The organism is Anaerorhabdus sp. (assembly GCF_036657415.1).
GTDB lineage: Bacteria > Bacillota_I > Bacilli_A > Erysipelotrichales > Erysipelotrichaceae > Anaerorhabdus.
Map to the genome: position 1 here is coordinate 1 of NZ_JAVXGL010000048.1, position 14,368 is coordinate 14,368.

The 14,368-nt window shown below is 32.8% G+C and carries 17 protein-coding genes; 16 read left to right on the forward strand and 1 reads right to left on the reverse strand.

The window, feature by feature from the left end; translation table 11 throughout:
• Nucleotides 1-8: 8 nt before the first annotated feature.
• On the reverse strand, nucleotides 9-611 hold the full coding sequence (locus RSB60_RS07650; protein WP_332615548.1) for a hypothetical protein: 603 nt from the start codon (nucleotides 609-611) through the stop codon (nucleotides 9-11).
• A gap of 42 nt (nucleotides 612-653) precedes the next feature.
• On the opposite strand from RSB60_RS07650, the gene RSB60_RS07655 reads away from it, so the two are divergent.
• The 16 genes from RSB60_RS07655 to RSB60_RS07730 all read left to right on the forward strand — a co-directional run.
• The gene (locus RSB60_RS07655; protein WP_332615550.1) at nucleotides 654-1,487 is read left to right on the forward strand and encodes a prephenate dehydratase; all 834 of its coding nucleotides are present in this window, start codon (nucleotides 654-656) and stop codon (nucleotides 1,485-1,487) included.
• A gap of 1 nt (nucleotide 1,488) precedes the next feature.
• Nucleotides 1,489-2,124 (forward strand): TlpA family protein disulfide reductase, encoded by a 636-nt coding sequence (locus tag RSB60_RS07660; RefSeq protein ID WP_332615552.1) that lies wholly within the window; start codon nucleotides 1,489-1,491, stop codon nucleotides 2,122-2,124.
• A 245-nt stretch (nucleotides 2,125-2,369) separates the two neighbouring features.
• Entirely contained in the window at nucleotides 2,370-3,377 is a 1,008-nt protein-coding gene (aroB, locus tag RSB60_RS07665) for a 3-dehydroquinate synthase (RefSeq protein ID WP_332615554.1), read from the forward strand.
• Entirely contained in the window at nucleotides 3,374-4,486 is a 1,113-nt protein-coding gene (gene aroC, locus RSB60_RS07670) for a chorismate synthase (protein WP_323382623.1), read from the forward strand. The genes aroB and aroC overlap by 4 nt, the downstream gene beginning before the upstream one ends.
• Nucleotides 4,483-5,721, forward strand: coding sequence for a shikimate kinase (locus RSB60_RS07675; protein ID WP_332615556.1), 1,239 nt, complete (start codon nucleotides 4,483-4,485; stop codon nucleotides 5,719-5,721). The genes aroC and RSB60_RS07675 overlap by 4 nt, the downstream gene beginning before the upstream one ends.
• Complete coding sequence (aroF, locus tag RSB60_RS07680) at nucleotides 5,718-6,743, forward strand: 3-deoxy-7-phosphoheptulonate synthase (protein ID WP_323382625.1); 1,026 nt, start codon at nucleotides 5,718-5,720, stop codon at nucleotides 6,741-6,743. The genes RSB60_RS07675 and aroF overlap by 4 nt, the downstream gene beginning before the upstream one ends.
• The gene (gene aroA, locus RSB60_RS07685; protein ID WP_332615558.1) at nucleotides 6,733-8,007 is read left to right on the forward strand and encodes a 3-phosphoshikimate 1-carboxyvinyltransferase; all 1,275 of its coding nucleotides are present in this window, start codon (nucleotides 6,733-6,735) and stop codon (nucleotides 8,005-8,007) included. Before aroF ends, aroA begins: the two co-directional genes overlap by 11 nt.
• Nucleotides 8,000-8,848 carry a prephenate dehydrogenase gene (locus RSB60_RS07690; protein WP_323382627.1) on the forward strand — a complete coding sequence of 283 codons (849 nt, stop codon included), beginning with the start codon at nucleotides 8,000-8,002 and terminating at the stop codon, nucleotides 8,846-8,848. Before aroA ends, RSB60_RS07690 begins: the two co-directional genes overlap by 8 nt.
• A 10-nt stretch (nucleotides 8,849-8,858) precedes the next feature.
• Nucleotides 8,859-9,299 carry a type II 3-dehydroquinate dehydratase gene (gene aroQ, locus RSB60_RS07695; RefSeq protein ID WP_332615560.1) on the forward strand — a complete coding sequence of 147 codons (441 nt, stop codon included), beginning with the start codon at nucleotides 8,859-8,861 and terminating at the stop codon, nucleotides 9,297-9,299.
• A 3-nt stretch (nucleotides 9,300-9,302) separates the two neighbouring features.
• The gene (locus tag RSB60_RS07700; RefSeq protein ID WP_332491586.1) at nucleotides 9,303-10,235 is read left to right on the forward strand and encodes a Gfo/Idh/MocA family protein; all 933 of its coding nucleotides are present in this window, start codon (nucleotides 9,303-9,305) and stop codon (nucleotides 10,233-10,235) included.
• 40 nt (nucleotides 10,236-10,275) lie between these two features.
• Nucleotides 10,276-11,646 (forward strand): MATE family efflux transporter, encoded by a 1,371-nt coding sequence (locus tag RSB60_RS07705; protein ID WP_332615562.1) that lies wholly within the window; start codon nucleotides 10,276-10,278, stop codon nucleotides 11,644-11,646.
• Nucleotides 11,647-11,685: 39 nt separating this feature from the next.
• The gene (locus tag RSB60_RS07710; RefSeq protein WP_323382631.1) at nucleotides 11,686-12,021 is read left to right on the forward strand and encodes a NusG domain II-containing protein; all 336 of its coding nucleotides are present in this window, start codon (nucleotides 11,686-11,688) and stop codon (nucleotides 12,019-12,021) included.
• A gap of 8 nt (nucleotides 12,022-12,029) precedes the next feature.
• The gene (locus RSB60_RS07715; RefSeq protein WP_323382632.1) at nucleotides 12,030-12,542 is read left to right on the forward strand and encodes a Gx transporter family protein; all 513 of its coding nucleotides are present in this window, start codon (nucleotides 12,030-12,032) and stop codon (nucleotides 12,540-12,542) included.
• A 118-nt stretch (nucleotides 12,543-12,660) separates the two neighbouring features.
• Nucleotides 12,661-13,065, forward strand: a complete 405-nt coding sequence (bilQ, locus tag RSB60_RS07720) for a bilirubin utilization transcriptional regulator BilQ (RefSeq protein WP_332615565.1) — start codon at nucleotides 12,661-12,663, stop codon at nucleotides 13,063-13,065.
• A gap of 16 nt (nucleotides 13,066-13,081) precedes the next feature.
• Nucleotides 13,082-14,188, forward strand: coding sequence for a bilirubin reductase (bilR, locus tag RSB60_RS07725; protein WP_332615567.1), 1,107 nt, complete (start codon nucleotides 13,082-13,084; stop codon nucleotides 14,186-14,188).
• Nucleotides 14,185-14,368: flavodoxin family protein (locus RSB60_RS07730; RefSeq protein WP_332615569.1), on the forward strand; the 184-nt coding region annotated here is incomplete at its 3' end. The genes bilR and RSB60_RS07730, both read left to right, overlap by 4 nt.

A 14,368-nucleotide genomic window follows, 5' to 3' on the forward strand; every position in this document is an offset into this window, starting at 1 on the left:
AATAGCCCTTATAGGGTTAAGTCAGAACCACGTGTTTTACACGTGGAAGCTATTTTGAGGAATGTAATTAAAATAACTGTTACACTACAATAGATTACCTCAGTTAAACCATTAATACTTCCATAGATCATAAAAATAACAAAGCATAAACCAAACATACATAGATAAATATTTAAAATAACCCTAAAGAGACGGGGTTTTATTATATAAGCTTGGATATAAATTTGTAGTAAAGCATAATTATAAAGAATAAAAGCTAGATAACCAGAAACAACATGAAGAAAACCTAATAAACTATCACCTTTAGGATAAGGAATTACCGTTGAAATAAATAAAATGATAAAGGTAATTGGCAAAATAGATACAGACTTGATTTTCAATGTTGTATAAATTGAATAAAGCAAACCAAAATGCGTAATAATTGAAACAATTGCCCAAATAGTAAAACTAACTTTGGTAGCAGGTTGATTAGCAAGGTACGTAAAATTTTGTAAAGTTAAACTAGTAAGTGTACCTAAATAAAGGGTAAGCAAAGGTACAATAAAAAAGCCACTTAAAAGAAGTAGTGTAGAAAAAATCTTATTTTGTTTTCGCTCATTTGATTTTTGCATGCTACAATTGTAACATGAATGTCGATTTTGGGAGGAATGAATATGGAGAAAATTATTGTAGGATACCAAGGTGAACATGGTACTTTTAGTGAAATTGCAGTCCATCATTATTATGCAAATGAGCAATTTGAAGCTAGAAATTATACAAACTTCATTGATATACTAAATGACCTAGAAAGCGGTAAAATTGATACTGCATTATTACCCGTTGAAAATAGTACAACAGGAATTATCTATCGTACCTATGATTTATTAAAAGATCGAGATGTTTTTGCGATTGGAGAAATAAATGTTAGAATCATGGAAAATTTAATTGGAATTCCAAGTTCTTCAATAACAATGATTGAAGAAGTTTATAGTCATCCGGAAGCTTTAAGTCAATGCCAAGGTTTTTTTCTAAAATATCCGAATATGAAGGCGATTCCTTATCAAGATACAGCAAAAAGCGTAGAGTTTATCAAAACATGTAATGACCCTAAGAAGGGAGCACTTGCAAGTTATTTAGCAGCTGAATATTATGATTGTCCAATTCTTGAAAAGAATGTGAATGATAATGAATTAAATACCACACGGTTTTTATGTGTTTGTAAAGGACAACGTATTGTTGAGCATGCGAATAAGATTAGTATGTATTTTGTTGTCAATCATCAACCAGGAACTTTATATGAAGTGATAAAAATATTCGCAGAAAACCACATCAATATGTTAAAATTAGAGTCTAGACCACTAAAGGGACGTTTATTTGAATATTGTTTCTACATTGATTTTGATGGAAGTTTAGAAAATCCAGTTGTACAAGAAGCAATGAATCAAGTAAAAAATCTCTGTGTTGAAATGAAATGTCTAGGATCTTATTGCAAGGCAACGGAGGAATAATATGAAAAAATTATTATGTTTATGTTTAGCATTAGTACTAGCTGGATGCACAACAGCACCAACAACACCATCAGCAACGCCTACACAATCAAGTGAAGCGAATAAACCGGGTTGTGACATATCTGTAGATTGTGATGTCGAAGGTGAGAAAGCTGATATGAGTGCATATCAAGATTTCATGGATACTGATCACGTATTTAAAGAAATCACAATGGCACAAGCGAATGAATTATTAGAAAGTAATAAAACATTTGTGCTATATTATGGATTTTCTACATGTCCATGGTGTATCGAAGTATTACCAATCTTAAATGATGTCGCAAAAGAAAATGGTATGAGCATTGAATATGTAAATGTTAGACCAGAAGGCACAGATTCAACAAATGATATTCGTGTAGATACTAATCCGGATTATGTAAAACTTGTAGAACTTACCAGTGAGTACCTATCAGAAAATGATGAAGGGGCTAAACGTCTTTATGTACCTTTTGTTTTCTTTGTGAAAGATGGTCAAATTGTTGCGACACATGAAGCGACTTTTGATGAACATGATGCACATGAACGTAAAATGACAGAAGATGAAGTAAGTCGTCTAACTGCGATTTATGAAGAAGGATTCGCAAATTTGAAAAAATAGTTGAAAATTTTCAGAAAACTATTGTAAAAAAATGCGCATGTGATAAAATATCACTATATTTGAGGTACAAGTATGAAAAACGTTGATTTATTGAAAGGGTTCTTTTATTACTTTAGATAGTTGGGTGATGTCAGTAGATATTGCCCATTTCGTGTGATTAGGCGATATCTATGGTAAATATACAGTATAAACCATATAGATTGCCTATATGGTTTTTCTTTATGTCCAGAAAGGTGGAGTTGAAAGTGAAGTTGCAGTGTAATCTTAATGAGAGAAGTTATGATATCGTCATTGAAAGAGGTATTTTGCAGTCATTGAATAAAGTTCTTGACTGTAATCGCAGGTATTTTGTAATAACAGATGAAGGAGTACCAAAACAACATGTGAATAAAGTTATTGATCAATGTCCTAAAGCAAAAGTGTTCACAATACCACAAGGAGAATCATCTAAATGTTTTACATGGTATGAAGCATGTTTAAAAGAAATGTTGAATCAACATTACACACGAAATGATTGTGTTATAGCACTTGGTGGTGGTGTAGTTGGCGATTTGGCAGGATTTGTCGCTGCAAGCTATATGCGAGGAATTAGTTTCATTAACATTCCAACAACTACTCTTTCACAAATTGATAGTAGCATTGGTGGAAAAGTTGGAATTGATGTGGAAGGAACTAAAAATTGTGTCGGAGCTTTTTGGCAACCACAACTTGTACTCATTGATCCAAATGTTCTACAAACTCTCTCAACAAGACATCTCTACAATGGATTGATTGAAGCATTGAAGGCAGGTCTAATCGCTGATAAAGAACTTTTTGAAATTTTTGAAACGAAAGACATTTTAGAAAATATCGATGAAATTATTTTGCGAGCACTTGAAGTGAAACGTAAAGTTGTAGAAGAAGATGAAAAAGAAATGGGAATCCGAAAAATATTGAACTTTGGACATACCATTGGACATGGCTATGAAAGTGCAACAAACTTTAGTCAATATTATCATGGTGAGTGTGTAGGTTTGGGTATGCTTGCAATATTAGAGGATGAAGTATTAAAAAAACGTACACGTCTCATTCTTGAAAAAATGAATTGCCCAGCAACAATTGAATGTGATAGAGAAAGCGTATATCACTATGTACTACAAGATAAGAAATCAAATGGAGAAACTATTACTATTGTTCAAGTTAATGAACTAGGACATGCGGAATTAAATGAAAAATCATTTAGTGATTTAGAAAGGTTGATTAAAACTTTATGAAAAATACAATTGGGAATAATTTATGTATCACCCTTTTTGGAGAATCACATGGCGAAATGATAGGCGTAGTTGTTGATGGATTGCCAGCAGGTATTGAAATCAATCAAGAATTATTGGAACATCAAATGCGCTTGCGTAAAGCGGAAGGTACAATTTCAACAGGACGTCATGAAGATGATTTAGTTCGCTTTGTCAGTGGTGTATTTGAAGGGAAAACAACGGGTATGCCATGTTGCATGGTGATTGAAAATAAAGATCAACATTCAAAGGATTATTCAAAAACTAAAGATATCGCGAGACCTTCGCATGTAGACTATGTCGCAGATGTGAAATATGCAGGATATCAAGACTATCGTGGTGGTGGTCATTTCTCAGGAAGACTTACCGCTCCCTTAGTTGCGGCAGGTGCACTTGCGATTCAACTATTAAATCAAAAGGGAATCTTTTTGGGAACACATGTTAAACAATTACATACTGTCATTGATGATGATTTTGCAGAAGATGAAAAAGTATTGCTTAAACAATTAACAGAAATTAATGGAAAGAAGTTTGCGTTAATTAATAATGAAGTTGAAAGTGACATGATTATGGCGATAGAAAACGCTAGAATGAATTTAGATGCAGTTGGAGGAATTCTTGAAACAGCTATTCTTAACTTTCCAGTTGGGATTGGTGAACCTACATTCGATTCAATTGAAAGTAAATTAAGCCATGCCTTATTTAGTATTGGTGCAGTAAAAGGTGTTGAATTTGGATTAGGATTTGGCTTTGCAGATAAATATGCTTCAGAAGTTAATGATCAACTGAAAATTAAAGATGGAAGAATTGTCACAACTACCAATAACAACGGTGGAATCAATGGAGGAATATCAAATGGTATGCCAATACGATTTAAGACGGTTGTGAAACCAACACCATCCATTGCACAAAAACAACATTCTGTAAACTTTAAAACAATGGAAGATACAGATTTAGAAATAGTAGGAAGACATGATCCAGCAATTATTCATCGTGCTAGAGTAGTGGTTGATAGTATGGTTGCCTTAACACTAGTTGATTGTTTAATGGATACATATGGGCGAAACTATTTTATGGGAGACAAAAAATGAGAAAAGGTGTAATTGGTTATCCACTAGGACATAGTTACTCAAAATTAATTCATGAAGATCTTGCAGGATATACCTATGATATTTTAGAAATACCGCCTGAAGAATTTGAAGAATTTCTGAAGGAAAAATCATTTGATGCAATTAATGTAACGATTCCATATAAACAAAAAATAATTCCATTTTTAGATGAACTGGATGATAAAGCTAAAAAAATAGGAGCAGTAAATACTGTTACAAATGTGAATGGATATTTAAAAGGATATAACACAGATTATTATGGATTCAAATGGATGCTTGAAAATCATGATGTAACGATACTTAATAAGAAAGTTGTTATTCTTGGAAATGGTGGAGCAACACAAGCATTGAAAGTAGTCATTAATGATATGAGTGCAAGAGAATTAAAAATTGTATCACGTACAAAAACCGATGAAACAATTACTTATCAAGAACTACTTGAAACATTCAATGATGTGGAGGTGCTTATTAATGCATCACCAGTGGGTATGTATCCAAATCATGATGATTCACCCCTTGATTTATCAAACTATAAACAGATAGAGAGTGTCATAGACATCGTTTATAATCCACTTAAAACAGAATTGATATTACAAGCAGAAGATCTTCATTTAAAAGCAGTAGGAGGATTAGAAATGCTTGTAGCTCAAGCGAAACAAGCGGTAGAGATATTTACGGGTAAAAATTTAGTCGATAGTGATATTGAACGAGTTTATAAAAAAATACTACGTCAAAAACAAAACATTGTTTTTATTGGTATGCCTAGTGCAGGTAAGACAACACTAGCGAATGAGCTAGCGAAGAAATTAAACTTACCATTAATTGATATTGATGAAGAGATAGTAAAAGATGTAGGCAAATCAATAAAAGACATCTTTCAAGATGATGGAGAAGATACTTTTAGAAAATTAGAAACAAATAAAATACATGAAGTGTGTACAAAAAATAGAACGATAATTTCTTGTGGTGGTGGGGTAATAAAATCGCACACCAATATTCATAATTTAAAAAAAATGGGTATTCTAGTATGGATTGATCGAGATGTTTCTAAACTTATTAGTGATCCAAGTCGACCATTAAGTAAAGATAACGAAGCAATTCAAAAATTATATGAAACACGTTTACCACTTTATCAAGCGGCAGCCGATATTCATATCATCAATAACACAACCATTGAACAAGCATGTAATGAAATAGAAAGCAGGATAAAAATATGATTATCACATTAAAAAAAGGGGCACCTCAACATGAAATTGATAAGTTAGTTCATCAATTCGAAGCACAAGGTTTACAAGTAAATATGATTAAAGGTCAAGACTTCAATGTCTTTGGTTTAGTGGGCGATACGGCGAAGCTGGATGAAAAAAGAGTTCAAGCTAATTTATGGGTAGAGAATGTCCAACGTATCGCCGCACCCTATAAACTCGCCAATCGTATGTTCCATCCAGAGGATACTATCGTGGATATAAGAGGAATTAAAATAGGGGGCGATAACCCAATTGTGCTTATCGGTGGACCTTGTTCTGTTGAAGGTGAAAGCATGATGATAGAAAACGCTACAAAAGTTAAGAATGCAGGTGGATGCATGATGCGTGGTGGGGCATACAAACCTAGAACATCACCCTATGCATTTCAAGGAATGGGTGAAGAAGGATTAAAGTGCATGGTTAAGGCACGTGAAAAAACAGGAATGCCAATTGTCTCTGAGTTAATGAGTGCAGATAAGATTGATGAATTCATCGAAAATGTGGATGTAATTCAAATTGGAGCACGCAATATGCAAAACTTTGATTTGTTAAAAGCAGTAGGGAAAATTGATAAACCAATTCTATTAAAACGGGGTTTGGCAAATACAATTGAAGAATGGATTATGTCTGCTGAATATATTATGGCAGGTGGAAATAAAAATGTTATTTTATGCGAACGTGGTATCCGTACTTTTGAAAAGTATACACGTAATACGCTTGATTTGAGTGTAGTACCAATCATTAAACAAAAAACACATTTGCCAATTATTATTGATCCATCACATGCTACAGGTGATTGGAAATTGATTGAGAGTATGTCATTAGCTGCTATTGCAGCCGGAGCTGATGGATTAATTATTGAAGTACATCAAAATCCAGAATGTGCATGGTCAGATGGTCAACAATCATTGAAACCAGAAAAATTTGAACAACTCGTTGTAAAATGTAAGAAAGTTGCGGAAGCAATTGGACGTTCTATTTATGAAGGTTAGAATTACTCCATCTACTTTAAAACAACGAGTGATTCAAATACCTCCAAGCAAATCAATGGCACATCGTGCCATTGTTTGCGCATCTTTAGCACATGGAAAAAGTGTTATTACCAATCTAGATTATAGTGTAGATATTCAAACTACAATCAATGGTATGCGACAACTTGGTGCTGATATAAAACAATATGATGATTATGTAGAAATTGAAGGAATTAAAAACTTTGAAGATTGTAAAGAAACAATAATTGAGTGTAATGAATCAGGCTCTACATTGCGTTTCTTTATACCACTCTTTTCACTAACAAACAAACCAATCACATTCACCGGAACAAAACGTTTAATGGAAAGACCGCAAGGAATATATAGAGAAATGTTCCAACAACAAGGATTAACATTCAAACAAGAAAATGGAAAAATTGAAATAGAAGGAAAACTTAAACCACAAACTTATCATGTAAAAGGAGATGTATCATCACAATTCATTTCAGGTTTGTGTTTTGTATTACCACTTCTTGAACAAGATTCAATCATTCAAATAGCCCCACCATTTGAAAGTCGTTCATATGTTGATTTAACAATTCAAATGATGGAAAACTTTGGTGTGCATATTGAATTTAAAGATGATAATACATTATATATTGCAGGTAACCAACAATATATTGCCAAAGATACAAGAGTTGAAGGTGATTTTTCGCAACTTGGTTTCTTTGCAGTCTTAGGGGCATTACAAGGACCATTAGATTGTATTGGACTTAACACAGAATCACTTCAGGGAGATAAACAAATCGTTCAAATATTAAAAGATATGGGTTGCCATATAGAACAATTGAAAGATGGTTATCGTTTTCATCAATCAAAGTTAAATGGGTGCACAATTGATTTAAATAATTGTCCTGACTTAGGACCTATCTTATCTACTTGCGCTTCTTATGCTTTAGGTAAAACAACAATTGTGAATGCTGGAAGATTAAGAATTAAAGAGAGCGATCGTATTGCAGCTATGGAAAGTGAATTATTGAAGGTAGGTGTAGACTTTACATCAACAATGGATACAATCACAATCAATGGACCAACAGAGTGGAAATGTAATGAACTATTACATGGCCATAATGATCACCGTATTGTTATGGCACTTACAATTGGTTCAACGCTTGCATCCAATTCAATCGAAATTGATGATGCTCAATCAATCAAAAAATCATACCCAGGATTTTTTGAAGATATTTGTAAACTTGGCATTCTTGTGGAAAAATTAGATGATTGAAAAGAATAAACGATTTTGTATTGTTGGACTAGGACTTTTGGGTGGTTCGTATGCCAAAGGATTAAAAGAAAAAGGATATATTGTTGATGCAATTGATCTCAATGAAGAAAGTATTCACTATGCATGTGAAAATCATTTAATTGATTCAGGGAGTACACATTGTGAAGAATTACTTCCACATGCTGATTATGTAATACTTGGATTATATCCAACGCTAATTGTAGAGTGGATAAAAACAAATCAATATCTTTTAAAAGAAAATGTATTCATTACGGATGTTAGTGGGGTTAAACGTGCAATTGTAGAAGATGTACAAGCAATCCTTAGAGATGATTTAGAATTTATAGCAAGCCATCCAATGGCGGGAAGAGAAGTAAGTGGTGTAAAATTCAGTAATACAGAAATGTTTAAAGTCGCAAACTTTATCATTACACCAACTGCACAAAACACACCCCAAGGAATTGCATTTGTTAATGATCTTGCACAATTACTAGAATTCAAACGTATTACAACGTTAACATGTGAAGAACATGATAAAATGATTGGATTTCTATCACAATTAACACATGTTATTGCGGTTACATTAATGAATACAAATGATAACTCGCATTTAGTTGAATATACAGGTGATAGTTTTAGAGATTTAACACGTATTGCCAAGATTAACGAAAATTTGTGGAGTGAATTATTTCTATTAAACAAAGATTATTTATTAGAAGAAATCGATGATTTTATGAAAGAATTATCACACTTCCGTGATACACTATATAATGACGATACAGAAGAGATGAAACGTCTATTTATTCAATCAACAAATCGTAGAAAATACTTTGATCAATAGGAGGTAAAAAATGAAAATCATGATTTTAAATGGTCCCAATATTAATATGTTAGGGATTCGTGAAAAGGATATTTATGGTTCAGTAAATTATGATGCACTTTTAAAACTTATCCAAGAAGAAGCTGATCAAAGACATGTTGAAGTAAAATTCTATCAAAGCAATCATGAAGGTGATTTAGTCGATATAATTCAAAAAGCCTATTTTGAAAAAATTGATGGAATTCTGATTAATCCTGCTGCCTATACACATACCAGCGTTGCAATTGCAGATGCAATAAAAGCAATTGCACCAATTCCTGTAGTAGAAATTCATATTTCAAACATAAACGAAAGAGAAGAATTCAGACATATTTCTTACTGTGCTCCTTATTGTATTGCACAAATTAAAGGCGAAGGAATACAAGGATATATTCATGCGATGGATATAGTCATTGAACATTGTGGAGGATAACATATGTTAAAATTTGGAATCATTGGTCCAGGAAAAATTTCTCATCGATTTATTAAAGGAATGCAAGATGTAGTAGGTGCGAAAATTATTGCATGTGCATCACGTGATTTAGAGCGTGCAACTAGTGTTAAGGAACAATATGGATTGGAGTATGCTTATAATTCATATGAAGAAATGTTACAAAATCCAGAAATTGATGCAGTTTATATTGCAACACCACCTCATACACATAAAGAATTAATTATGCTTAGTTTAAAACATGGTAAACATGTGATGAGCGAAAAACCATTTATGGGTAAAAGCAGTGATGCTAAAGAATGTTTTGATTATGCTAAGCAACAAGGATGCATCTTAATGGAAGCAAATAAAGGACCTTTCACACCAATCTTTAATCAAGCGAAGGCATGGATAAATGAGGGTATGATTGGAAAAGTTCTTTACGTTGATGGTAGTGATAGTTATCGTTTGGAATATCCAGATGACCATTGGGTGTTGATGAAAGATGAAGCCGGTGGAGGAATGTTTGATGTTGGGGTATACCCACTTGCATTCACAGTATGCTTACTAGATTCAAAAGTTGTTGAAAAGGTGAGAATGTCACTAGATCATAAAGGTTTATGTGATGGCTTCGAACAAATGTTATTGCGCTTTGAAAATGGTGTCATGGCAAGTGTTCGCGGTGGAATTGACGTTCAAACAGAAAATAAAATTATGATTTATGGAGAAGATGGCTATATTGAATCAACCAACTTTTGGAGAAGTCATGATATTAAATGTGTACGCGGTGAAGAAGTTATTGAAAAACATTTTGATTTCAATAGTGAATTCACATTTCAAATACAACACTTCGTTGATTGTATTAACGAGGGACTAAAAGAAAGTCCAATCATGTCGAGTAGTCGCACGATTGAGATGATTCAAATCATTGAAAAATAACTCTTATGAGTTATTTTTTGCCAAAATAGGGGGATTAATAATGCATAAATACTTAAAAAAATATTTTGGACCCAAAGAATTTTATAAAAAAACTGCAAAGATTGCAGTTCCATTATCACTTCAAAACTTACTATCAAGTTGTATGGGGATTATTGATACATTGATGGTGTCTTGGATTGGAATGGTTACTGCAGTAGGTACAGCTGCCCAAATTGATACACTGTGTTCGATGATTGCGTATGGTTCAATTGGTGGAACAAGTATGTTTTCTTCACAATTTTATGGTGCAAAAGACTTTAAAAATTTGAAGAAAACATTTGGATTGAGTATTATCCTTGCGAGTATAAATGCTTTGTTTTGGTTTTCCATCGCAACATTTTTAGGCTATCAAATTCTGATGTTTTATATGCCAGATGCCAATATCGTTGCATACAGTTTGAAGTACTTAAATATCGCACGGTTTGGTTTAGTCTTAGGAAGTATTAACTTTGCATTCAGTTACATGTATCGTAGTATCCAAAATGCTGGAGTATCTTTAAAAGTAAGTATCCTCGTTATGATATGTAATATTGTTATGAATTCTTGCCTTATTTTTGGAATTGGATTCTTTCCTAAAATGGGAGTAGAGGGAGCAGCACTTGGAACGGTAATCGCTCAGTGTTTAGGGCTTATTGTTTATGTTATTCATGCAATAAAAACAAAACAGCCATTTTTTGGAACATTTCGAGAAATGTTCGTGATTGAAAAAGAATTTGCACTACCTATATTAAGAAAAGTTGTACCACTTATATTTAATGAAACACTATTTGGTGTTGGTTCTACACTTTTTATTAAAGCATTTGGACAATTAGGCAAAGATAGTATGGATGCCTATTATGTAGGAAACCAAATTTATAATACATTTTTATTTATTGTTTATGGATATGGCAATGCAATATCTGTATTGTTGGGAGTACGGCTTGGTTCTGGTGAAATGGATGAGGCAAAAAGAGAAGCGAATTATCATTTGGGTCTGTCCTTAGTTTTATCAATTATCCTTGTTGTAGGTATGATTCTTTTCGCAAATCCAATGGTCGCAATTTTTGGCTTGACCAATCCATTAACATCCTTATTAGCGATTCAAATTGTATGGGTATTTGCGGTTAAAGTATCCATGCGATTGTTTAATTTCATTATTTTCTCAATACTACGTGCCGGAGGGGAATCAAAAGTTATTCAATTGCTTGATTCGGGTATACTCTGGGTTATAGGCTTGCCTAGTGCCTTTATTTGTGTTAATCTACTACACATGAATAGTATTGTGATAGTTTTATTAATCACACAAGTTGAACAACTAGTTCGTTTAGGATTCGGTATTCTATGTGTTAAGAGTGAATCATGGGCGAAAGATTTAACTGTTTTGGTAGATTAATGAAATTTTGTTATAATATTCATTGTTAGGTGGTAAAAAATGAAGAAAAAAGAAGTTATAGTAATTGTTGCGATTGCGCTAATTGCACTAGTGATATTTGTGGGAGTTCAAATTATGAATTCACAAAAATCGACAGATATAGTACGCGTTATTTATCGTAATGAAACAGTGATGGAAATCGATCCAACAAAAGATGGTGAATATTGGTTTGATGGTAGCTATGGTAAACTCATGGTCGAAGTTAAAGATGGGAAATGGCGTGTAACAAATGAAGATTGTCCAAATCATGTTTGTAGTCAAACAGGTTGGGCATCAATTGATCGCTACTTACCAATTATTTGTTTACCCAATGAAATATCAGTTGAATTAAAATAGGTGAAAATATGAAAATGAGTCCTACAAAGCGTTTTGTATATATAACATTATTGAGTGCAATGGCGATTATGATTAATATCTTAGAATCTACATTAATACCAGCACTTCCTTTTGGTATACGCTTTGGGCTTGCGAATATCATTGCATTAATTACAATTGAAATCTTAGGCGTAAAAGAAATGATTATTGTGAATGTAATGCGTGTAGTTATAGGTAATCTATTACGTGGACTTATATTTGGAACAACCTTTTGGATTGCATTAGGTGGTGTTGTCTTGAGTAGTCTTGTTTTAATTCTTTGTAAGCAATTAAAATCTTCACTATTATTTACTTCAACCCTTAGCTCAGTGGGGCATACTGTAGGTCAAGTAATTGTTGTCATGTTTATTTACAATCAAGCAAGTATGATTGCGATTGTGCCATATCTATTACTTGCATCCATACCAACAGGAATTTTAACAGGTATTGTTGCAAAAGAAGCATTGAAACGTATTAATAAGGATAATTTACAAGTGCGCTAAGACTCGAAAGAGTCTTTTTTAATTATTAAGATTTTTTAATAATCTTCTTATATACTTTTACTTGACTAGGTCAAATAAAAGTATATAATTGACTTTATCAAGTAAATAGGTGATGAATATGAAAAGAAATTTGTTATTTTACATGATAGGTTTAAGATCTAGCTTTCTAGATTACTACAAAGAACGAATGGAAGAAATAAACCTCTCAAAAGGTCAACAATACTTCATTCTTGCGATTGGATCATCAAAAATGTGTTCGCCAAATAGTATTTCACAATTAGTCAAAATGGATGCTGGACATACTACAAGATATATCAACAAATTAGTTGATTCTGGGTTTGTTGTGAAAACGCCTAATCCAAATGATGGTCGCTCATGTTTTCTTGAATTAACGATTAAAGGCAAAGAAGCATATAAAAAATCAAGAAATGTATTTGCGGATTGGATAGACAATAGGATGAAGCGATTATCGCATGAAGAAGGAAAACAAATTTTAAATTTACTGGCTAAATTATTAGAATAGAAAGAAGATGAAAATGATGGACAAAAAACTATTAAGTCCAATTAAATTGAACAATCTAGAATTAAAAAACAGGATTATCTTTGCACCAACATCATTAGGATTATCTCATGAAGAGACAATCAACAAATATAAGCAAATTGCTCATGGAGGAGTGGCAATGATTATTGTGGGTGATGTACCTGCATCAAAAACAGGCTTCTTATCACTCTATAATAAAAAGGCACTTCAATACTACAAAGATATTATTAACGCAATACATAGCGAAGATGTACTTGTATGTGCTCAATTACATGCATCTGATTCAAAGTTTACATCACTCATCAAATACTTACCAGCTGTTTTAATGAAGAAAATGAGTCCTTCTGAACTGCGAAATAAGCTGAATGAAAGTGTACCACATTATATCTCATCACTATCAAAAAATAGCATTAATAAATTAGTATCAAATTTTGGTGATGCCGCTGAGCAAGCAATGAAAATAGGATTTGATTGTGTACAAGTTCATGGTGATCGACTATGTGGTAGTTTTAGTTCATCCATTATGAACCAAAGAAGTGATGAATTTGGAGGAAGTATTGTGAATAGGACAAAGTTTGCGGTTTCATGCGTTGAAGCAATTCGTAAAAAATGTCCAACAATCACAATTGATTATAAACTTGCGATTAGACAAGAAAATCCCCACTATGGAAATGCAGGAGTCTTATTTGAAGAAATTTCAACATTTGTTCCATTACTAGAAAAAGCAGGAGTGAATAGCTTTCATGTAACAATTGCCAATCATGGATCACTTGAAGATACAATACCACCTAAAAATCATACTTATTTCAAAGAACAAGGTTGTTTTCTTAAATTTGCCGATGAAGTAAGAAAATATACAGAACTACCGATTTGTGGTGTGGGTTGTATAGAAGAACCTGCATTCATTGAACAACAATTACAAAAACAGCGAATTGAAATGGTAGCGATGTCAAGACAACTCATTGCGGATAGTGAATGGGTTAATAAAGTTAAAAATAATGAAGAAGAATCAATTCGCATTTGTGTGCGATGTAATCAAAAATGTCTAAAGGGGATGCAAGCACATCAAGGTGTTCATTGTATCTATGAAAGGAGCGCATTATGAAATACGCAATAATATACTCAAGTAAAACTGGAAATACCGAATTATTAGCCAATGTAATTAAAGAAACTATGCAAGGAGAGTGTATCGCTTTTGGGAAAGCTAATTTATCAATCGAAGATGCTGAACTTTATTTTGTTGGTTCATGGGTTGATAAGGGAAGTTATGATAAAGAAATAATTG